20 protein-coding genes are annotated in these 18,471 nt (G+C 71.7%); 10 read left to right on the top strand and 10 right to left on the bottom strand.

The features are described 5' to 3' along the window. Positions 1-6: 6 nt before the first annotated feature. The 3 genes from ACZ4TR_RS39425 to ACZ4TR_RS39415 form a co-directional block, all read right to left on the bottom strand. Complete coding sequence (locus ACZ4TR_RS39425; protein WP_465293261.1) at positions 7-1,203, bottom strand: acyl-CoA dehydrogenase family protein; 1,197 nt, start codon at positions 1,201-1,203, stop codon at positions 7-9. Between the two features lie 192 nt (positions 1,204-1,395). After that, positions 1,396-2,220: an isocitrate lyase/PEP mutase family protein gene (locus ACZ4TR_RS39420; protein WP_465293260.1), complete on the bottom strand. Its 825-nt coding sequence runs from the start codon at positions 2,218-2,220 to the stop codon at positions 1,396-1,398. A 20-nt stretch (positions 2,221-2,240) separates the two neighbouring features. Beyond that, positions 2,241-3,626, bottom strand: coding sequence for an AlkA N-terminal domain-containing protein (locus tag ACZ4TR_RS39415; RefSeq protein WP_465293259.1), 1,386 nt, complete (start codon positions 3,624-3,626; stop codon positions 2,241-2,243). 211 nt (positions 3,627-3,837) lie between these two features. On the opposite strand from ACZ4TR_RS39415, the gene ACZ4TR_RS39410 reads away from it, so the two are divergent. The 6 genes from ACZ4TR_RS39410 to ACZ4TR_RS39385 all read left to right on the top strand — a co-directional run bounded on the left by ACZ4TR_RS39410 (position 3,838) and on the right by ACZ4TR_RS39385 (position 9,026). Continuing rightward, positions 3,838-4,134 (top strand): putative quinol monooxygenase, encoded by a 297-nt coding sequence (locus ACZ4TR_RS39410; protein WP_465293258.1) that lies wholly within the window; start codon positions 3,838-3,840, stop codon positions 4,132-4,134. Between the two features lie 233 nt (positions 4,135-4,367). After that, positions 4,368-5,582, top strand: coding sequence for an MFS transporter (locus ACZ4TR_RS39405; RefSeq protein WP_465293257.1), 1,215 nt, complete (start codon positions 4,368-4,370; stop codon positions 5,580-5,582). A gap of 203 nt (positions 5,583-5,785) precedes the next feature. Next, on the top strand, positions 5,786-7,111 hold the full coding sequence (locus tag ACZ4TR_RS39400; protein WP_465293256.1) for a helix-turn-helix domain-containing protein: 1,326 nt from the start codon (positions 5,786-5,788) through the stop codon (positions 7,109-7,111). A gap of 297 nt (positions 7,112-7,408) precedes the next feature. Next, positions 7,409-7,891: a hypothetical protein gene (locus tag ACZ4TR_RS39395; RefSeq protein ID WP_465293255.1), complete on the top strand. Its 483-nt coding sequence runs from the start codon at positions 7,409-7,411 to the stop codon at positions 7,889-7,891. A 90-nt stretch (positions 7,892-7,981) separates the two neighbouring features. Continuing rightward, the gene (locus tag ACZ4TR_RS39390) at positions 7,982-8,128 is read left to right on the top strand and encodes a hypothetical protein (protein WP_364515430.1); all 147 of its coding nucleotides are present in this window, start codon (positions 7,982-7,984) and stop codon (positions 8,126-8,128) included. Between the two features lie 97 nt (positions 8,129-8,225). Beyond that, complete coding sequence (locus ACZ4TR_RS39385; RefSeq protein WP_465293254.1) at positions 8,226-9,026, top strand: dimethylarginine dimethylaminohydrolase family protein; 801 nt, start codon at positions 8,226-8,228, stop codon at positions 9,024-9,026. A gap of 53 nt (positions 9,027-9,079) precedes the next feature. On the opposite strand, the gene ACZ4TR_RS39380 is transcribed toward ACZ4TR_RS39385, so the two are convergent. Then, a complete protein-coding gene (locus ACZ4TR_RS39380; protein WP_465293253.1) occupies positions 9,080-9,448 on the bottom strand; it encodes a hypothetical protein in 369 nt (122 codons plus the stop codon). A gap of 19 nt (positions 9,449-9,467) precedes the next feature. Further along, positions 9,468-10,412: an NADP-dependent oxidoreductase gene (locus ACZ4TR_RS39375; RefSeq protein ID WP_465293252.1), complete on the bottom strand. Its 945-nt coding sequence runs from the start codon at positions 10,410-10,412 to the stop codon at positions 9,468-9,470. Positions 10,413-10,546: 134 nt separating this feature from the next. Between ACZ4TR_RS39375 and ACZ4TR_RS39370 the strand changes: the two genes are divergently transcribed. Beyond that, entirely contained in the window at positions 10,547-11,044 is a 498-nt protein-coding gene (locus ACZ4TR_RS39370) for a MarR family winged helix-turn-helix transcriptional regulator (RefSeq protein ID WP_364515439.1), read from the top strand. A gap of 60 nt (positions 11,045-11,104) precedes the next feature. Here the strand turns inward: ACZ4TR_RS39370 and ACZ4TR_RS39365 are convergent, their stop codons facing one another. Next, on the bottom strand, positions 11,105-11,974 hold the full coding sequence (locus tag ACZ4TR_RS39365) for a helix-turn-helix domain-containing protein (RefSeq protein ID WP_465293251.1): 870 nt from the start codon (positions 11,972-11,974) through the stop codon (positions 11,105-11,107). A 45-nt stretch (positions 11,975-12,019) separates the two neighbouring features. Between ACZ4TR_RS39365 and ACZ4TR_RS39360 the strand changes: the two genes are divergently transcribed. Continuing rightward, positions 12,020-12,538, top strand: coding sequence for a hypothetical protein (locus ACZ4TR_RS39360; RefSeq protein ID WP_465293250.1), 519 nt, complete (start codon positions 12,020-12,022; stop codon positions 12,536-12,538). Here ACZ4TR_RS39360 and ACZ4TR_RS39355 read toward each other — a convergent pair. Beyond that, a complete protein-coding gene (locus tag ACZ4TR_RS39355) occupies positions 12,528-12,794 on the bottom strand; it encodes a hypothetical protein (RefSeq protein ID WP_364515821.1) in 267 nt (88 codons plus the stop codon). The two genes, ACZ4TR_RS39360 and ACZ4TR_RS39355, sit on opposite strands and share 11 nt — an antisense overlap. A 38-nt stretch (positions 12,795-12,832) precedes the next feature. After that, complete coding sequence (gene rlmN / locus ACZ4TR_RS39350; RefSeq protein ID WP_465293249.1) at positions 12,833-13,939, bottom strand: dual-specificity RNA methyltransferase RlmN; 1,107 nt, start codon at positions 13,937-13,939, stop codon at positions 12,833-12,835. A 176-nt stretch (positions 13,940-14,115) separates the two neighbouring features. On the opposite strand from rlmN, the gene ACZ4TR_RS39345 reads away from it, so the two are divergent. Together ACZ4TR_RS39345 and ACZ4TR_RS39340 are read left to right on the top strand one after the other, a co-directional pair. Beyond that, positions 14,116-14,883, top strand: a complete 768-nt coding sequence (locus ACZ4TR_RS39345) for an RDD family protein (protein WP_465293248.1) — start codon at positions 14,116-14,118, stop codon at positions 14,881-14,883. 91 nt (positions 14,884-14,974) lie between these two features. Then, positions 14,975-15,568 carry a hypothetical protein gene (locus ACZ4TR_RS39340; RefSeq protein WP_465293247.1) on the top strand — a complete coding sequence of 198 codons (594 nt, stop codon included), beginning with the start codon at positions 14,975-14,977 and terminating at the stop codon, positions 15,566-15,568. On the opposite strand, the gene ACZ4TR_RS39335 is transcribed toward ACZ4TR_RS39340, so the two are convergent. Together ACZ4TR_RS39335 and ACZ4TR_RS39330 are read right to left on the bottom strand one after the other, a co-directional pair. Next, positions 15,561-17,870 (bottom strand): transketolase-like TK C-terminal-containing protein, encoded by a 2,310-nt coding sequence (locus ACZ4TR_RS39335; protein WP_465293246.1) that lies wholly within the window; start codon positions 17,868-17,870, stop codon positions 15,561-15,563. The genes ACZ4TR_RS39340 and ACZ4TR_RS39335 overlap by 8 nt on opposite strands. Before the next feature lie 106 nt (positions 17,871-17,976). Beyond that, complete coding sequence (locus ACZ4TR_RS39330; protein WP_364515481.1) at positions 17,977-18,462, bottom strand: Lrp/AsnC family transcriptional regulator; 486 nt, start codon at positions 18,460-18,462, stop codon at positions 17,977-17,979. Positions 18,463-18,471: the final 9 nt, after the last annotated feature.

The following is an 18,471-nucleotide window of genomic DNA, read 5'->3' as shown; positions in this document are numbered from 1 at the left end:
GTCGGGTCAGCGCCGGCTGGAAGTGATGCCGAGGGCCAGCGGGAACGCGGGGCGGCCACCGAGGAGGTGGGCGCCGGCGGTCTGCAGGATCCGGTCCTGCGCCACGATGTGCTGGCACATCGTGGTGGTGTCGCGCAGCCAGCGGTCCAGCGGCGAAGGCCGGTAGATCGCGGCGGTCTGCACCAGGTCGTAGAGGCGGGTGACGATCGACCGCGCGGTGCGGAACGCGTGCCGCCGGGACAGCGGCAGCGCGGCCCGCTCGCGCGGGGTCAGGTCGTCGAGGGAGCCGCCCGCGGACAGGACTTCGTGCTGGCGCCGCAACGCGCCGTAGACGCCTTCGCGAGCCGCGGCGAAGTCGCCTTCACAGTCGGCCAAGGTGGTCTGCGTGCGGTAGTCGTCTTCCCGGCCCGCGGACACGGAGGCGTCCGTGGCGTGGTCGAGCGCGGCCCGGGCGACGCCGAGCGCGACGCCCGGCATGTTCCGCATGTGCACCTCGGGCTGGGCCAGCGGGCCCGATCCCCCGCGTACTTCGGCGAACGTCAGCGTGTGCGCGGCGGGCACGAACACGTCGGTGATCGTGTAGTCGCAGCTGCCGCTGCCGGCCAGGCCGGTGGTGTGCCAGGTGTCGAGCACCTCGACGTCCGCCTTCGGCACCATGAGCAGGATCGACTCGTGCGGCGACCCGTCGGCGCCGGGTTCGGCCTTGCCGTCGCGGTAGAGGAAGGCCCCGGAGACGACCCAGTCGGCGTGCGTGACACCGCTGCCGAACTGCCAGCGGCCGGTGAGGCGGTAGCCGCCGGGGACGATTTCCGCGCGGCCGTTGGGAAAGAGCAGCCCGGCGGTCGCCATGTCCAGGCTGGGGAACATCTCCGCGGCGACGGCGCGGTCCAGGAACGACGCGTAGAGCCCGGTGTCCGACCCGATCATCGCGCACCACCCGGCGCCTGCGTCGCCGTGGGCGAGGGCCTCGATCACCTCGGTCTGCTCGATCGACGTGAGCTCGGGACCGCCGTGGTCGCGGGAGAAGCCCATCCGGAACACGCCGGTGCCGCGCAGGAGGTCCACGACGTCCGCGGGCAGCCGCCGGGCCCGTTCGATCTCCTCGGCGCGTTCGCGCAGCACCGGGGCGAGTGCCTGGGCCCGGCCGAGGATCTCCGCCGCGGTTTCCGGCGGGCGGACCGGCAGCGGCTCGACTACGGTCATCACATCACTTCCCTCGAGGTCTTCTTCTCGGTCGCGGTCCGGGTCGGCCGCTTGGAAGTGATTGAAGCCAGCGCTTTAATTGATGGAAACGGTTGGCCGTCAAGGAAAATCAACGGGGTGCACAACGGGAGTAGACAGCGGACGGGCCGCGAAGGGGATTCCTCCCCGTCGCGGCCCGTCCGTGGATGAGGCTCAGCCGGTCACGGCGCTGTTGACGGCGCCGAAGTCCAGGCCCCCTTCCAACGCGGTGTAGGTGCCCTGCTCCAGCAGTTCCACCGCCGCGCGCTGGGCGACCGCGTAGGCGGCCTGCGCGATCGCCGTGCCGACGCTGATCCGGCGGACGCCGACCGCTTCCAGCTCCGCCACCGTCGGGGCGCCCGGCCACACCATCACGTTCACCGGCAGCGGGCTCTCCTTGACGAGGACGCGGAGCGTCTCCAGGTCGACCAGGCCCGGTACGAACACGCTGTCCGCGCCCGCCGCGGCGTAGGCGCCCGCGCGGGACAGAACGTCGTCCAGGCGGCCTTCGGGCTCGCCGATGCCGAACAGGTGGACGTCGGTGCGGATGTTGAGCCACAGCCCGGGCAGGCCGGCCGCCGTCGCCGCGTCACGGGCCGCGCGAACCCGCCCGACCTGCGCCGGGACGTCGAACAGCGGACCACCGGGAGCGGTCGAGTCCTCCAGGTTGACCCCGACCGCGCCGGCCTCGACGACCGCGCGGACGGTCGCCGCGACGTCGTCCTCGGACGGCCCGTAGCCGCCCTCGATGTCGGCGGTCACCGGGACGTCGACGACGCGCACGATCCGCGCGACCAGCTCGGTCATCTCCTCGCGCGTGAGGCCGTGCCCGTCGGGCCGCCCGGCGGACCAGGCGACCCCGCCGCTGGTCGTGGCGATCGCCGGGGCCCCGGCCCGCGCGATGAGGGCCGCGCTGGCGGCGTCCCAGGCGTTCGGCAGCACCAGCGTGCGGTCGGTGTGCAGGGCGCGCAGCCGTTCGGCGAGCCGGGTGGCAGACATCTGTTCTCCTTCTGGGTGTTTCAAGCGGCCGGTGTCGGTACACCGGCGGCGATCAGGTGGGTCGCGGCGAAGGCGCGCCACGGGTGCCAGGCGGTACCCAGCCGGCCGGCGTCGGCGAAGACGTCGTGTTCGAGCAACGTCGCCTCGACCGTGCGCTCGGCGGCCGGGAAGGCGTCGGCGTGCCCCAGCCGCAGGGCGATCTCCTGGGCGGTGCTCCGGTCGATGCCGGGCAACGCCGTCAGCCCGGCGGTGCAGTCGGCCAGGCTCGCACCGGGGTCGAGCAGGGTCTCGTCGGCGGCCACGGCGGAGGCGAACGCACGCAGCGTCCGCGCGGTCTTCGCGGGCAGCCGGGCGCCCTCCAGGTCCGCCTGGGCCAGCGTCTCGGCCGAGGGGAACAGGTGGGTCAGGCCGTGTTCGAGGCCGGGCACCGGCTGGCCCGCCGCTTCGACCAGCGCGGCCAGCTGCCGCCGGACCCGCGCGCGGACGCTGTACTGGCTCAGCACGGCTTCCACGCCGACTTCGAAGAAGCCCCAGGCACCCGGCACGCGCAGGCCGGGCCGCTTGCGCAGCAGCGGGCCCAGCACCGGGTCTTCGGCGAAGGCGGCCTCGGCGGGCTTGGTGTCGGCGTCGACACCGACCATCCGCCCGACGCGGTCCACGACGTGGATGAGGCCCTCCCAGAACGGCATGTGCGCGGTCAGCAGCAGGTGGTCGTCGCCGCCACGGCGCACCTCGATGACGCCCGCCTCGCCGTCGAGGCTGATCGTGCGCCGGTAGACGCCGTCGAGCACCGACTCGACCCCGGGGACCGCGCGGTCGGCCAGGAACGCGCTGAGCGCTTCCCAGTTCAGCGGCGACTCGAAGGGCAGCCGCATCATCAGGCCGCCGTCCGCGGCGAGCCGGTCGGTCCGCCGGCGCCGGTTGCGCAGCTCGAGCGGGGAAGCGCGGAAGACCAGCTTCATGTCCCGGTTGAACTGGCGCAGGCTGCCGAACCCGGCGGCGAACGCCACGTCCGCGACGGTCAGGTCGGAGTCGTCGAGCAGGCGGCGCGCGAAGTGCGACCGCCGCGACCGGGCGAGCTGGTCCGGCGTCACGCCGAGGTGGTCGTGGAACAGCCGGCGCAGGTGCCGTGGGGACACGGCCAGCCGCCGGCCCAGCTCCGCTTCGGTGCCCGTGTCCAGCGCGCCGGCGATGATCAGCTGCACCGCGCGGCAGACGAGCTCCGGCGCGTCCGCGCCGACCGGGCCGGCCACGCGGTAGGGGCGGCAGCGCAGGCACGCCCGGAACCCGGCGGCCTCGGCCTCGGCGGCCAGCTCGAACGTCTTCACGTTCTCCGCGAGCGGCTTCGCCCCACAGCCGGGACGGCAGTAGATGCCGGTGGTGACCACGGCCGAAAAAGTCGTCATGTCCCAGGTGTAGGTGATCGGGCCCGGCCGGCGCTAGCCAGATCCGGACAGGACCGGGGCAGGTGCGCACCCCGGGAGAAGACTTCTTTGCGGGTCCGGGTGGCGAAGCCACGCATCGACGACAGACGTGTCCGGATCTGACCGGACGCGGCCCCGGGCGCTCGGCAGAGTGGTCGCCGGAGCAAGCACCGCACTACCGAGAGGTTCCCCCATGCTGGCGAAGGTGTTCCCCATCCCCCTCAAGCCGGGCAAGCAGGCCGAGGCCGAGGCGCTCGTGCACGAGTTCGCGCCGCTCGGCCCCGGGCAGGAGGACGGCACCCTGTCCTTCCGCGTCTACCGCGACCCCGCCAAGCCGGACTTCCTGCTGTTCGTCGAGCACTTCGCCGACCAGGCCGCCTACGACGCGCACACCGGTTCGGCCGCCTACAAGGAACTGATTTCGGGCAAGTTCGCCGATCTGATCACGGACTTCGTCGAAATCGACCACGAACTGATCGTCGGCCTCTGATTTTGCCGCATACCGGCCGGATGCAGCAATCGCTGCGTCCGGCCGGGCGCGGGCATGCGAATTCCGCGACAACCGCGTCACGCTCCGATTATCGGGGTTGTCCACATCACGCGAGAATTGATTTTCCGGCGGAACCAACTCTGCCGGTCAACCGGCCAGGCCGCTGCAATGAGGAAGCCGGCACCCGATCGAGGTGCGGCACACCCCTTCGCACAGCCCCTGGAGGCTCGGCCGTGACCACCACCGAAAAACCCGCCGGCGTACTGGCCGTCCTGCGCCGGACGCCCACGCCCGTCCGCTATCTGCTCGGCGGCGTGCTCGTCAACCAGCTCGGCGCGTTCGTCCAGACGTTCATGGTGCTGTACCTGGTCTTCCGCGGGTTCTCCGCGGGGCAGGCCGGCCTCGTTCTCGCCGCCTACAGCATCGGCTCGGTCCTCGGCGGCCTGGCCGGCGGCGAACTCGTGCACCGCATCGGCCCGCGGGCGACCATCACCGCGGCGATGTCCGGCTCGGCCGTGATCCTCGCGCTCGTCCCGTTCTTCGGGCGGCCCGGGCTGATCGCCGCCCTGATGGCCGCGATGCTGCTCGCCGGCCTCGCGACCCAGAGCTACCGGCCCGCGGCCGCCGTCCTGCTCAGCGAACTGATGCCCGATTCCGACCGCGTCATGGGCTTTTCGATGATGCGGATCGCCCTCAACCTCGGCGCGGCGCTGAGCCCGCTGATCGCGGCGGGCCTGATCCTGCTCGACTGGGACCTCCTGCTGTGGTTCGACGCGACGACCGCGTTGCTCTACGCGGTCTTGGCGGTGCGGCTGCTGCCCGACCGCCGGGTCGAGCGCGAGGTGTCGGAGCCGGCCGGGAGCGGAACCCGTGCCGCGTACGGGATCTTGCTGCGCGACGGCCGCTTCTGGTTCTTCCTGGCCTCGGTGCTGATCGGGTCGATCATCTACGTCCAGTACACGGTTTCCCTGCCGCTGAAGATCACCGCCGAGGGGCATTCCGCCGGTCTCTACAGCGTCGTGCTCGTGACCGCGTCGGCCGTGCTGATCCTGTGCGAGCTGAAGATCACCTCGTACGTCACGCGCTGGCCGAGCCACGTCGCCGCCACGGCCGGTACCGTGCTGATGGGCCTCGGGGTCGCCGGGTTCGGCCTCAGCGGCGGCTCGGCGGTCGCGCTTGTCGCCTGCACGATCGTGTTCGTCTTCGGCATCATGATCAACGGGCCGACGATGTTCGCCTACCCCTCGACGTTCCCCGCCGCCGTCAAGGCGCGCTACATCAGCGCCCACCAGGCGACTTTCGGCCTCGGCATGGCACTCGGCCCGCTGTTCGGCGTCGCCGCGTGGGTCGCGCTGGGCAACGGCGTCTGGTGGCTGTGCGGCGCGCTCGGCCTGGTGGCGGCACTGTGCGCCCTGCTCGGCATGACGGCCCGCCGCGCCACCCCCTGAGGTCCCGGACCCCGACGGCCGTCCGCTGCACGCGGACGGCCGTCGAGCGCTGCCCCCATTCACCGAAATGCCGTAAGAAGTATCGGAAAATGATCTACTCAACGTCAAAGAAATGCACGAACGGACTAGCGAAACCGCCAAAGAGCGGAAGAGACACCGGCCGCGAACAGCGACGCTGAGTGAGTGAGGGGAAGGGGATTCACATGGGCAGGCCAGAAAAGCCCGTCAACACCTCCGGTGGCATCGCCACCCAGTTCGCCCGGGAATTGCGCGAGCTGCGCGCACGGGCGGGCAACCCGACCTACCGGGAAATGGCCCGGTCGGCGATGTTCTCGTCGTCGGTGCTCTCCAGCGCCGCGAGCGGCAACCGGATGCCGTCGCTGCAGGTGACGCTCGCCTTCGTCGCCGCGTGCGGCGGCGACGACGAGGCGTGGCGACGCCATTGGCACGCCGCGACGAGCGGGTATACGCAGCCTCCGTTCGGGGGGCGCAAGAGAAGACCGCCGCTGTTCCAGCGGCGCGGCTCCGCGCCGCACCCGGCCCAGCTACCGCAGCGCCCCCGGGGGTTCACCGGCCGCACCGCCGAACTGGCCTGGCTGCGGTCCCCGCGCGACACCCCGCTGGTGATCAGCGGCCCGGCCGGGGTCGGGAAGAGCGACCTCGCGCTGCACTACGCGCATTCGATCGCGGCGGAGCAGGCCGACGGGCAGCTCTACGCCGACCTCGGCGGCCTGCGCCACGGCGGCGGGGCTCCTCCCGCGCCGGCGACCGCGGACGTCCTCGACGGCTTCCTGCGCGCGCTCGGTGTCGACGACGACCAGCTGTCGGGCACGTTCGACCACCGGGCCGGGCTGTACCGCACGCTGCTGGCCGAACGCCGGCTCGTGGTCGTGCTGGACAACGTCCAGGACGAGCAGCAGGTGCGCCCGCTGCTGGCCGAGACCACCACGAGCACGACGCTGCTGGTCAGCCGCAAACGGCTGCTGGGGCTGCGCGACGTCCACCGGCTGCAGCTGACACCGCTGCCGCGCGGCGACTCGATCGCGATGATCACCTCGGCGCTCCCGCACGTCGCCGTCTCCGCGGGTCCCGACCGCGACCGGCTCGCCGAGCTGTGCGGCGACCTGCCGCTCGCGCTCGACCTGGCGCTGCGCAAGATCGCCTCGCGGCCGCGGCTGACGCTGCGGCGGGTCGTCGACGAATGGCGCCTGAACGGCACCAGCGTGGACTGGCTGAGCGTCGGGGACCTTTCCCTGCGCGACTCCCTGGAGTCGGCCTACCGCACGCTCGGCGAGCCCGCGCGGGAGCTGCTGGAGCGGCTGGCGCGGACCCCGCCCAGCGGGTTCGACGCGGTGTCCGCGGCGCTGGAGGAGCTCGTCGAGGAAATCGCCGACGCCGGCCTGCTCGCGCACGCCGACCCCTACCTCGACGGCCACGCGCTGCTCCCGCCCGTGCGCGACTTCGTGCTCAGCACCGTCGAAAGCGGCGGACACGACCTTTCCGCCTTCGCGGGGCCGGTGTCCGCCTAGCACCGGGACGGCCCGGCAACGGCGCCGCCGTCCCTGTCTTCTCCACGGAAGCGCCGGATTGATTGTCCTTTGCGGACAAGGCTCCCAGCCAAGTCCGCGATGGCCTGTAATCAGCGGAGCACGGGTTTCCCGCTGACGCAGGCAGGTCGGACGCACCGGTCGTTCCGGCGGAACCCGTTCCCCACGGATTTCCCGGAAGGACAGGTCATGCTCGACAACGGCATCCCGGTACGGATCCCGCCCACCCCGCGTCCGCCGGGGTCCGGTGTCCACCGACGCTACGCGGCCTATTACGCCATGTCTGCTTCGATCATGCTGCTCGCCGGCGCGATCTGGCTGTCGACGCGGCTGCGGCCGAGTCCGGCGTGGCACGACATCGCGCTGTTCGCACACCTGGCGTCCCTCATCGTGGGCTTCGGCGCGGTCCTGGTCGCGGACTACTTCTTCGCCCTGTGGGCGCTCGGGCGCGCGTCGTTCGCCGAGGCCGTCCACAGCGCTTCCCGGCTGCACCTGCTGGTCTGGGGCGGGCTGACGGGCCTGGTGGCCAGCGGCGCGCTGCTCTCCCCCGACCTCGATTCCGCCGCCACGGTCGTGAAGCTCTGCCTCGTCGGGGTGCTCGCCGTCAACGGCGTCCGCGCGACCGTGCTGGGCCACCGCATGGCCCTGCTCGACGAGCCGGTTCCCTTCCGCCTGCTCGTCCAGGGCGGGCTCACCACGGCGGTTTCGCAGCTGTGCTGGTGGGGCGCGGTCGTCATCGGCTTCCTGAACGCGACGCGATGACCGCGAAGCTGTCCGGATCTGGCCAGACCCGGGACCCCGTGCCCGGGCACCCTGGGTTTTCCCCGAGTTCCGCGAAGAAGAGGAGTAGGAATGATCGCGAAACTGGCGCGCGCGGTGAGCGCGGCCCTGCGTCCGGCCCCTTCGGCCACGACCGTCGCGCAGCGCATCGACGCGGCCCGGTCGGAGCCGGGCTACCTCATGACGATCGAGCTGTTCCGCCTGCGCGGCCTGGGCTGACCCGCCTCGCTCGTTTCGTCGGCCGCGCGCCTCCCGGCCTGGTTCCCACACCAGCCCGCAACCGCCCGCCCGACCGACCGACGAATCGAGTGAACCCATGACGCACCAACGGCTCCTGATGTGTTCCGCGCGGTATTTCCGCATCGACTACGAAATCAACCCGTACATGCACGTCGGCGTCCAGCCCGACATCGAGGCCGCCATCGTGGAACACGAGAACATCGTGGAAGCGCACCTGGCGGCGGGCCGCAAGATCGAGTTCGTCGACGCGGACCCGTCCTGCCCCGACATGACCTACACCGCCAACGCGGCGGTGGTCCAGGGAAACCGTGCGGTGCTCGCGACGCTGCCTGCCGAGCGGGCGGCCGAAACCCCGCACCACCGGGCGTGGCTGGAGTCCCACGAGTTCGAGGTGGCTTCGACGTCGTACGCGTTCAGCGGCCAGGGTGACGCGCTCGCGTGCGGGCCCTTCCTGCTGGCGGCGCACGGGCAGCGCACGGACATCCGCGCGTTCCGCACCCTGGCGCGGCACCTGGACTACGAGATCGTCCCGCTCCGGACGACGAGTTCCCAGTGGTACGACCTGGATCTGGCGGTGGCGGTGATCCACCCGGGGTCCGTGCTGGCGTACAACCCGGCGGCGCTGGACGCCTCCGGCCTTCGTTCCCTGCGAGGGCTGGGGATGGAGCTGATCGAGGTGTCGCCGGCCGAGGCGGCGGCGTTCGCGCTCAACCTGATCAGCGACGGCCGCACGGTGACGATGACCGCGGGCGCCCCGCGGCTGGCGGCCGACCTGAGGTCGCTGGGGCTGGCGGTGACGGAGCTGGACACGACGGAGCTGCGCAAGGGCGGCGGCGGCATCCGCTGCACGGCGCTGACGCTGGACAACCCGGCCTGACGCCTGGTGCCTGGCGAGGCCGTCCCTCGCCAGGCGCCGCGGTTCGTGACCAGTCAGACGAGTCTCATGGCCGAGACGTCGGGCAGCCGATCGGGTGCTTCGTCGGTGACCCACGCGTATTCGATGGCCGCCAGGTAACCGCCGCCGACCCACACGAGCACCTCACCGAGGTATTCCCCCGCGCTGGTGCGGACTTCGGAGCCGGACGGCAGTTCACCGTCCGGCACCTGTGCCGGGGCGACGGTCCTCGGCACGGCCAGGTCGACGCTCGGCTGCCCCTCCGCCCACACCGCCACGACCCGGCAATGCGGTATCTGCGCGCGGAGCCGGTCCGCGCCGGCGAAGTCCGCGGACACCACGAATTCGAGGACTTCGCGTTCCGCCGGCGTCAACACCCGGGGCGTGCTGGGGATCGGTGCCATGGCGAACACCCCGTCCGGGTCAGGCAGTGGGCGGCAGGACGACGACCTTCCCGGCCAGTGTGCCCGCGGCGGCCTCGGCGTGGACAGCCGGCAGCTCGGCCAGCGGGACCCGCCGGGCGACGTCGACACGCAGCTCGCCGCGGTCGATCAGCTCCACCATCTGTGCCAGCTGGCCGGCGTCGCTGCGGACGAACAGATCGACGCCGCGCACGCCGCGTTCTTCGTCGGCGGGCGCGGGCATCCACACCGTCGTGTTGACCACGACCCCGCCCGGGCGGACCAGGGTGACCAGCGCGGCCAGTTCGGCCGGGTCGACCGGCGCGAGGTTCAGCGCGATGTCGACCGGCTCGGTCACCGCCGTGGTCACGCGGGTGACGGTGTGATCGACGACCTCGTCGGCGCCGGCCGACTTGACCGCGTCACCACTGCGCGGGCTGGCGGTGGCGATCACGTACGCACCGGCGTTCTTCGCCAGCTGCACGGCGTAGCCGCCGACCGCTCCCCCGGCGCCGTTGACCAGCACGCGTTGCCCGGCCTGGAGCTTGCCGTGGTCGAAGAGCGCCTGCCAGGCGGTGAGGCCCACCACCGGCAACGCGGCGGCGTCGGGCAGCGGAACGCTCTTGGGTGCCTTCGTCAGGATTCCGGCCGGCGCGATGACGTACTCCGCGGCGGCGCCGTCGCCGTCCATCGGCAGGAAACCGATGACGTCGTCCCCGGTCTCGACGCCGTCGGCGCCCTCGCCCAGCGCGTCGACCGTGCCGGCGACGTCGATCCCGGGCGTGTGGGGCAGCTGCACCGGGATGGGCCCCTGCATGAAGCCGCCGCGGATGTTGCCGTCGACGGAGTTGAACGACGTCGCGGCGACGTGGATCCGCACCTCACCGGCCCCGGGGACCGGTCGCTCGACGTCTTCGTAGCGCAGGACGCCGGGCTCGCCGTACTCGTGGAAACGCACTGCCTTCATCGGAGTTCTCGCTTTCGCTCTGGTCCAGTTGCTTCGAGTTCGAAGCAACTGAGGACGACAGTACATCTGCTTCAAATTCGAAGCAAGTGATGCCGGTCACTGCTGGTTCGAATTCGAAGCAGTAAGCTCCGGTCATGCCTGATTCGTCGCCGTCGCTCGACCCCGTGCAGCTCGGCGCCTACTTCGACCTCGTCGAGGTGACCAGCCTGCTCCGGCACGCGGTCGAGCAGCAGCTGCGCGAGGCCGGCGAGCTCAGCTACGTCCAGTTCCAGCTCCTGGCCCGGCTCGGGGATTCGCCGACGGGCAGCCACCGCATGACCGACCTGGCCGACGGCGTCGTCTACAGCCGCAGCGGCCTGACCTACCAGGCCGGTCTGCTCGAAAAGGCAGGGTTGGTCGTGCGCTCGCCTTCGCCGGACGACGAGCGGAGCGTCACGGTCACCATCACCGACGCCGGCCGCGCGCTGCTCGCGAAGGTGCTGCCGGGGCACATCGAGGTGGTCAGCGGCCTGCTGTTCGAGCCGCTCTCCCGCACGGACGTCGAAACCCTCGCCGGCCTGCTGGCGCCGGTGCGCGATCACATGCGTTCGACGCCGCCGCGGTCGGCCGCACCGCGCCGCCGCAAAGGCTGAGCTGGGGCGTTGGGCACGCCCGTGATCCCCATGAGCCCAGGATCACGGCCCCCGGCCCGGTCAGCCTGGGCCGGCTTGGCCCACCTCGAGGACGGCCGGCCCGCCGGACGCCCCGACGAGGTCACCGAGCCGCGCCGCGTCGGCCGAGCCCGGTGCCGCGGTGAGGACCACGGCCATCACGCCGTCACCCGGGACCTCGAGCAGATTGCCGTCGAGCGTGATCTCGCCACCGTCCGGGTGGCGGAAGACGGCACGGTTCTCGTAGGCGTCCACGGTCTTCGGCGTGCGCCACAAGGCGTCGAACGGCCGGCTGGTGCTCCGCAGCTCGTCGACGAGTTCGGCGAGCGACTCGTCGGCGGGATAGCGCACGACGGTGTCGCGCAGGCGGGCGACGAGCATCGCCTGGAACCCGGCCGCGCGCTCGTCGGTCCGGCTGATCCCGCCGAGTGCGCTGCGGAAGGTGCGCCACGCGACGTTCCAGTCGCGGGCGTGCCCGGTCGGCGCGCCGGCTTGGAGCGCCAGCCAGGCACCGTTGACGGCGATGACGTTCCAGGCGGCATCGGTCAGGAAGACGGGAGTGGCGCCGAACCGGTCCAGCAGCCGCAGGGAAGCCGCCCCGGCCGCGCGCGGCACGTGCCCCTCCGCGGCGGCGTACCCGGCCAGCGCGCAGAGCCGCTCGTAGTCGGCGCGTCCCACGCGCAAGGCACGGGCGATGGCACCCACAACCCCGGCCGACGGATGACTGCGCCCCTGCTCCAGCCGCCGCACGTAGTCCGCCGAAACCCCGGCCAGCTCGGCGAGTTCTTCGCGCCGCAACCCGCGAACCCGCCGCACACCGGACGTCAGCCCGCCGGCCGGCAGCCCCACTGAGACGGGGTCGGTGTTTTCGCGCAACCACCGCACCGCCGCCCCGAGATCACGCAACGCCATGGTGCGAGTGTGCACGCCCGCGCTCTGCCCCTACGGTGGGCACCCATGCGTTTGGATGAGATCCACGGCGAGTTCACGAGCGAACTGGACGCGCTCGCGGCCTCGGCCGAGTGGCCGGGCATCGGCTCGTACCACCCGTCCTTGCCGTTCGACGAGATCCCGCTCTACGCCCGGGACTCCGACGTGGCTTTCTTCGAAGGCCGACCGGTTCGAGAAGCGAACGAGGTTCTGCTTCGCTACTCGGCCCGGTTCCTCGCCGGCCTGGTCGGCGCGGTCGAGCGCGCGGGCAGCGAGCCTGCCGGCCGGTACCTGCGGATGATCTCACTCACGGAGTGGTCCGACGACGAAGCCGAACTGCTTCTCGTGCCCCGGTTCTGGATCGGCGACATGGCTCATCCGGCCATGAGTTTCTTCGAGATGTCAGCCGGCACCTCACCGTGCGCGCGGTTCGTCGAGTCCGCACTCGGGACCGGTGGCGAGTTCCGGGTGTACGAAAACTTCAGTACCCGCGGCGACCGGGAAGTGCCCGTCAGGGTCTACGTCCAAGCCGGCGTCAGCGGCTGAGCCACGGAGCGAGCAGCTTCTCCAGATCGGCGTCCGACAACGCCCGCGGTCCACCGTGGAACTCGTGCCAGCGCGAAGCATCGCGCGCCGCGTTGTACTCCACCTCGTACGCGCGCATCAGCACGTACATGAACGTCACCGAACTGAAGCGCTCACCGAGCAGCGTCCGCGCCTCGCGGGCGACGTCCGTCGCGCCGACGTGGTCGCCGAGCTTCAACGATTCCGCAGCCGGGTCCAGCAGGCTGGGGGCATACATCACGACGATTTCTCCATCACAGAAACAGAAACGAAAACTCAGCCTTCGGCCGCGAGCTGGCCACAAGCCGCGGCGATCTCCTGGCCGCGCGTGTCACGCACCGTGCACGCTACTCCGCCCGCGTTCACCAGCCGCACGAACTCCCGCTCCACCGGCTTCGGCGACGCATCCCACTTCGACCCCGGCGTCGGGTTCAACGGAATCACGTTCACGTGCACCAGCTGACCCAGGTGCTTGCGCAGCCGCTTCGCCAGCAGCTCCGCCCGCCACGGCTGGTCGTTGATGTCCCGGATCAACGCGTACTCGATGGACACCCGGCGCCCGGAAGTGTCGGCGTAGTACCGAGCCGCCGACAAAACCTCGTCCACCGACCAGCGCTCGTTCACCGGCACCAGCGTGTCCCGCAGCTCGTCGTCCGGCGTGTGCAGCGAAACGGCGAGACGCACCTGCATCTTCTCGTCCGCCAGCTTACGAATCGCCGGCGCGAGACCCACAGTGGACACCGTCACCGAACGCTGCCCGATCCCCAGCCCACCCGGAGCGGGATCCGTGATCCGCCGGACCGCCGCCACCACGCGCTTGTAGTTGGCCAGCGGCTCGCCCATGCCCATGAAGACGATGTTCGACAGCCGCCCGGGGCCACCCGGCATCGTGCCGTCGCGCATGACCGCCGCCGCCGACCGGACCTGGTCCACGATCTCCGCCGTCGACAGGTTCCGATCCAGGCCACCCTGGCCGGTCGCGCAGAACGGGCACGCCATGCCGCAGCCCGCCTGGCTCGAAATGCACAGCGTCGCGCGGTCCGGGTAGCGCATCAAAACGCTCTCGAGCAGCGTGCCGTCGTGCGCGCGCCACAGCGTCTTGCGGGTCGCGCCGTTGTCGGCTGCCAGCGCGCGGACCTCGGTCAGCAGCGTCGGCATCAGGTCCGAGACCAACCGGTCCCGCGACGCCGCCGGGATGTCCGTCATCTCCGCCGGGTCGACCGTCAGGCGCGAGAAGTAGTGGTTCGACAGCTGCTTCGCGCGGAACGGCTTCTCCCCCAGCTCGGCGACGGCGGCGGCGCGCTCGGCCACCGAAAGGTCGGCGAGGTGGCGCGGCGGCAGGCCGCGCTTGGGGGCGTCGAAGACGAGCGGGAGGGCAGTCATAACCGAACCAGTCTCCCACGACCCCCGAACCGCCGCCGGAGCCGCCCTGGCCCGGTGTACGCCAGGTCACCCGGCGGACTGGACAGTTCCCGGACAAAGGCGCGGGGCCTGAATCGCCGCCGCGGCACCGCGCGACTTCCCGGCTTGAACGCGAACGGCGGCGAAGGGAAACGATCGTGACCACACCCGGCGGCGGACAGCGCCCGACGACCTGGCGCCGGTGGGGCGCCCGCTGGATCGACTGGCTCCTGCCCTGGCTCATCGGCTCGCCGCTGTGGTTCCCGGCCGGCCACCTCATCCAGTCCGGCGCCGGCGAGCAGGCCGCGCTGCTGACCCGGGACGGCGCCCTCGACGCCGTGTTCGGCAAGTGGGGCGACCTCGACGACGTCGGGCTCGCGGCGCTGTCCGGCTACTGGGGCACCATCGTGCTCATCGTCGGCTGCACGCTCACGGTGCAGGTCCTCCTCGTCGCGGCGTACGAGGTCGCCTTCGTGCACTGGTTCGGCCGGACCCCGGGGAAGATGGCGTTCGCGCTGACCGTCATCCGGGCCGGGACGGGCGCGGCCGGCGGGGCCCGGCTTTCACTCGCGGCGACCGCCCGGCGCACCGCGGTCGCAGTGGTGCTCCCCGGGCTGGCCTGGGTGCTGCTGATCCTCGCGCTGCTGGACCTCAGCCTCCTGTGGGCGGCCCTCGGCGTCCTGCTGTTCGCGGGTTCGATCGCCGACTGCCTCGCCCTGCGGGCCGCGCCCGAAGGCCGCACCTGCTGGCACGACCGCCGCGCCGGGTCGGTCGTCGTCCCGGTCACCTGGGTGCAGCAGCTCCGGCAGGTGCAGGATTCGCAGGCCGCGGCTCAGCTGCGCGAATCGGGCCGCCGCGCCGCCGGCGAAATCCGCGCGCTGCGGTCCCGCGTCGCCGGTGATCCGGTGGACGACACCGCGTCCTGACGTCTCCGTGCGCCCTGGCTAGATTGTCGATCGCCCGGTGAAACCGGCCGGGGCGCTCGAGAGTCCAAGGGCGGACGAAAGAGGTGAGCCCGTGCGGAGCCGTTTCTTCCTGGCCGTCGCGGTGGTGCTGGGCACCGCCGCCTGCAGCACCGCCACCGGCGGTCAGGCGCAGCCCGTCCCGACCGTGACCAAGGTCGCCGGGCCGCAGATCGTGATCGCGACCATGCACGTCGCCCTGCCCGTCGGGGCGAAGTACACGGACAAAAGCGAGGACGGCCTCCTCGACGGCTGTGTCGCCGAAGGCGGCGCCGTCTGCCAGGCGCGGCTGCTGGACTTGCGCGAAGCGACTTCGGACCCCAACGCGCCCATCAACCTGCCCAGCGCGAAGCGGCCCTTCGGCTGGTACACCGGCACGGACGTCCCGACCTGCATCACCGCCGCCTCGCCGCCCGGCGACGCCGCCGTCGCGACCGGCAGCGACCTGCTCGAGTCCGGCTTCAAGCCGATCGGCCCGAAGAAGGCCGAGTACGGCAAGTGGCAGGTCACCTGCCGGGACTCGACGCAGAACAACCAGGTCCGGATGTGGTGGCTGCCGACGAGCAAGATCCTCGTCGTCGAGTACGGGTCCTTCCCTGAATGGGACGAGAAGATGGACTCGATGCTCGCCGCGGCGACCTTCAGCTGACGACGTCGAGCGCCGCCCGGATGATCGCGTCGGTGTCGATGCCGTGGTGGCGGTACACGTCCTCCAGCGACCCGGACTGACCGAAGCCCGTCACGCCCAGCGCGACCGACGGCACCCGGTTGACCCCGGCCAGGAACGCCAGCGTGTGCGGGTGCCCGTCGAGCACGGTGACCAGCGGCTTCGCCCGCGAAGCCGGGAACGCCTGGTCGAGGATCCAGGACTCCCCGCCGCCCCGGCCCGAGCGCGCCTGCAGAGCCTCGAACAGCAGGCCCGGGCTGGTCACGCACACGACGTCGGCCTCGACGCCCACCTGGGCCAGCCGTTCGGCCGCCGCCAGGGTGTCCGGCACCAGCGCGCCCATCGCCGCCAGCGTGACCGCGGGGGAATCCGCGCGGCGCAGCAGGTACGCGCCCGCGACGACCTGACGGCGACGGCGTTCGCGCGCCGCCGGATCCGTGGGCACGCCGGCCAGGGTCTGGTCGACCGGACGTGTCGAGAGCCGGAAGTACGACGACGTGCCGCCCGGCTTGCCCAGCCGGCCGAGCGCCGCCAGCAGCGTCCACTCGGTGTCGATCGCGAACGCCGGTTCGTAGCTGACGCAGCCGGGCTGTTCGATGCCGATCGACGGCGTCGTGATCGACTGGTGCGCGCCGCCCTCCGGGGCGAGCGTGACGCCGGACGGCGTGCCGATCAGGATCGACTGCCCGCCCGCGTAGATGCCGAACGACCACGGCTCCAGCGCTCGCTCGACGAACGGGTCGTACATGACACCGATCGGCAGCAGTGGCTCGCCCCAGCGGCTCCAGGTCGCGCCCAGCTCGCCGAGCAGCCCCACGAGGTTCGTCTCGGCGATGCCCAGCTCGACGTGCTGGCCGGTCGGCTTCTCCCGCCAGTGCATGATCGTTTCGGGGTCGTCGTCGAACCAGTCGCGGCGCTCGGTCGCGGACCAGACGCCGACCTTGTTGACCCAGCCGCCGAGGTTGGTCGTCGAGCTGACGTCGGGGCTGACCGTCACGACCCGCTTCGCCGCTTCGGGCGCTTCGCGCGTCAGGTCGAGCAGCACGCGTCCCAACGCGGCCTGGGTCGTCGCGGTCCCGGACGGCGTCCGCCCGATGTCGACCGGCAGCTCCAGCGAAGGCGCCGAAGGGACGTCAGGACGGCGAAGGCGCGAAGCGACTTCAGCGCACAACGCGGCTTCGGACGACCCTTCAGCGAAGCCCTCCCACGGCGAAGCGAGATCCGTTCCCAGAGACGAAGCCAGCTCTTCCATCTGCGCGACGGTCAGCAGCGACGAGTGGTTCTGCGGGTGTCCCTGGGTGGGGAGGCCACGGCCCTTGACGGTGTAGGCGAAGATCACCGTCGGCCGGCTGTCGGAAATGGACGCGAAGACCTCGTCGAGCGAGCCGAGGTCGTGGCCACCGAGGTTCCGGATCGCGGCCAGCAGCGTCTCGTCGTCCAGCGAGGCGACCAACGATGCCAGCGCGGCGTCGCCCGCGGGGAGCCGGTCACGCAGCTGGGCCGCGTCGCAGCGCAGCAGCCGCTGGTACTCGGGGTTCGGCATCGCGTCGATCCGCGCCCGCAGCTCCGCGCCGCCGGGCCGGGTGAACAGCTCCTCCAGCAGCCGCCCGTACTTCAGCGTCAGCACCTGCCAGCCGGCCGCGTCGAACATGCCCTGCAGCCGCCCGGCCGCGATGTTCGGCACGACGCGGTCGAGCGACTGGCGGTTGAGGTCGACGATCCAGACGATTTCGCCCAGCTCCGCGACACCCGGGTCGAGGATGGCTTCCCAGATCGCGCCTTCGTCCAGTTCGGCGTCGCCGACCAGCGAGTACTGGCGGCCCGTGCCGGCGGACGAGCCCCGCGTCGTCAGGTAGCGGCGGGCCAGCGCGCCCCAGATCGGGGCGGTCGCGCCGATGCCGACCGAACCGGTCGAGTAGTCCACCGGGTCGGGGTCCTTGGCGCGGCTCGGGTAGCTCTGCAGCCCACCGAACTCGCGCAGCGTCGGCAGGTAGGCCTCGTCCAGCTCGCCGAGCAGGTAGTTGATCGCGTGGAGCACCGGCGACGCGTGCGGCTTCACCGAGACGCGGTCCTCGGGACGCAGGTGCCGGAACCACAGCGACGTCATGATCGAGACCAGCGACGCGCATGACGCCTGGTGCCCGCCGACCTTGAGCCCGGACGGGTTGGGCCGGACGCGGTTGGCCTGGTGCACGATCGCGGTGGCGAGCCACAGCACCCGCCGTTCGATCGCGGCGAGCTCGTCCGAGCCGGTCGCCGGAGCCGTCGGGGAGGCCTGAGTCATCGTCGACACCTTTCGTGCAGGAAGCGTCCCTAGGACAGCACTGGTGAACGCAACGCACAACCGATGCCGCCGGAAGTGAGCAGAATGCCCACCGGCGACGGACGGCTCAGGTCTCCGGCTGCGCAGAATGCACGCGCTCGAGCAGGGGCGTCAGCCGGTACGGGACGAGTTCGCGCATGACGAGCGAGATGTTCGTCCGCTCGACCCCGGGCGAGGCCAGGATGCGCCCGGCGATCCGGTAGAGGTCGTCGGCGTCGACGGCCACCACCTGCACCATCAGATCGCTCGCCCCGGTCAGCCCGCACACCTCGGTGACCTCGGGAATCGTCGCGAGCGCGTCGGCGATTTCGGCCAGCCGCCGCTGGTCGACCTGCGCGTTGACGAACGCCCGCAGCGGGTAGCCCAGGCGAGCCGGGTCGATGCGGCGTTCGAACGACCCGAGGACGCCGCGCTGCTCCAGCCGCGCGAGCCGGGCCTGCACCGTGTTGCGGGACAGGCCCAGCCGTTCGGCCAGCGCGACCGCCGTGGACCGGGGGTCCTCCCCCAGCGCCTGGAGCAGGCGCGCGTCGATCTCGTCGATGGTTTCCGGCACGCCGCCGAT

The sequence above is a fragment of the Amycolatopsis sp. NPDC028719 genome (assembly GCF_055565395.1).
This window is presented reverse-complemented; position numbering and strand designations above follow the sequence as displayed.

What these genes read in the sequence shown, in the direction of transcription:
- ACZ4TR_RS39425 (WP_465293261.1), bottom strand. Translation starts at nt 1,203, where the DNA reads ATGACCGTAGTCGAGCCGCTGCCGGTCCGCCCGCCGGAAACCGCGGCG.
- ACZ4TR_RS39420 (WP_465293260.1), bottom strand. Translation starts at nt 2,220, where the DNA reads ATGTCTGCCACCCGGCTCGCCGAACGGCTGCGCGCCCTGCACACCGAC.
- ACZ4TR_RS39415 (WP_465293259.1), bottom strand. Translation starts at nt 3,626, where the DNA reads ATGACGACTTTTTCGGCCGTGGTCACCACCGGCATCTACTGCCGTCCC.
- ACZ4TR_RS39410 (WP_465293258.1), top strand. Translation starts at nt 3,838, where the DNA reads ATGCTGGCGAAGGTGTTCCCCATCCCCCTCAAGCCGGGCAAGCAGGCC.
- ACZ4TR_RS39400 (WP_465293256.1), top strand. Translation starts at nt 5,786, where the DNA reads ATGGGCAGGCCAGAAAAGCCCGTCAACACCTCCGGTGGCATCGCCACC.
- ACZ4TR_RS39395 (WP_465293255.1), top strand. Translation starts at nt 7,409, where the DNA reads ATGTCTGCTTCGATCATGCTGCTCGCCGGCGCGATCTGGCTGTCGACG.
- ACZ4TR_RS39390 (WP_364515430.1), top strand. Translation starts at nt 7,982, where the DNA reads ATGATCGCGAAACTGGCGCGCGCGGTGAGCGCGGCCCTGCGTCCGGCC.
- ACZ4TR_RS39385 (WP_465293254.1), top strand. Translation starts at nt 8,226, where the DNA reads ATGACGCACCAACGGCTCCTGATGTGTTCCGCGCGGTATTTCCGCATC.
- ACZ4TR_RS39380 (WP_465293253.1), bottom strand. Translation starts at nt 9,448, where the DNA reads ATGGCACCGATCCCCAGCACGCCCCGGGTGTTGACGCCGGCGGAACGC.
- ACZ4TR_RS39375 (WP_465293252.1), bottom strand. Translation starts at nt 10,412, where the DNA reads ATGAAGGCAGTGCGTTTCCACGAGTACGGCGAGCCCGGCGTCCTGCGC.
- ACZ4TR_RS39370 (WP_364515439.1), top strand. Translation starts at nt 10,547, where the DNA reads ATGCCTGATTCGTCGCCGTCGCTCGACCCCGTGCAGCTCGGCGCCTAC.
- ACZ4TR_RS39365 (WP_465293251.1), bottom strand. Translation starts at nt 11,974, where the DNA reads ATGGCGTTGCGTGATCTCGGGGCGGCGGTGCGGTGGTTGCGCGAAAAC.
- ACZ4TR_RS39360 (WP_465293250.1), top strand. Translation starts at nt 12,020, where the DNA reads ATGCGTTTGGATGAGATCCACGGCGAGTTCACGAGCGAACTGGACGCG.
- ACZ4TR_RS39355 (WP_364515821.1), bottom strand. Translation starts at nt 12,794, where the DNA reads ATGTATGCCCCCAGCCTGCTGGACCCGGCTGCGGAATCGTTGAAGCTC.
- rlmN (WP_465293249.1), bottom strand. Translation starts at nt 13,939, where the DNA reads ATGACTGCCCTCCCGCTCGTCTTCGACGCCCCCAAGCGCGGCCTGCCG.
- ACZ4TR_RS39335 (WP_465293246.1), bottom strand. Translation starts at nt 17,870, where the DNA reads ATGACTCAGGCCTCCCCGACGGCTCCGGCGACCGGCTCGGACGAGCTC.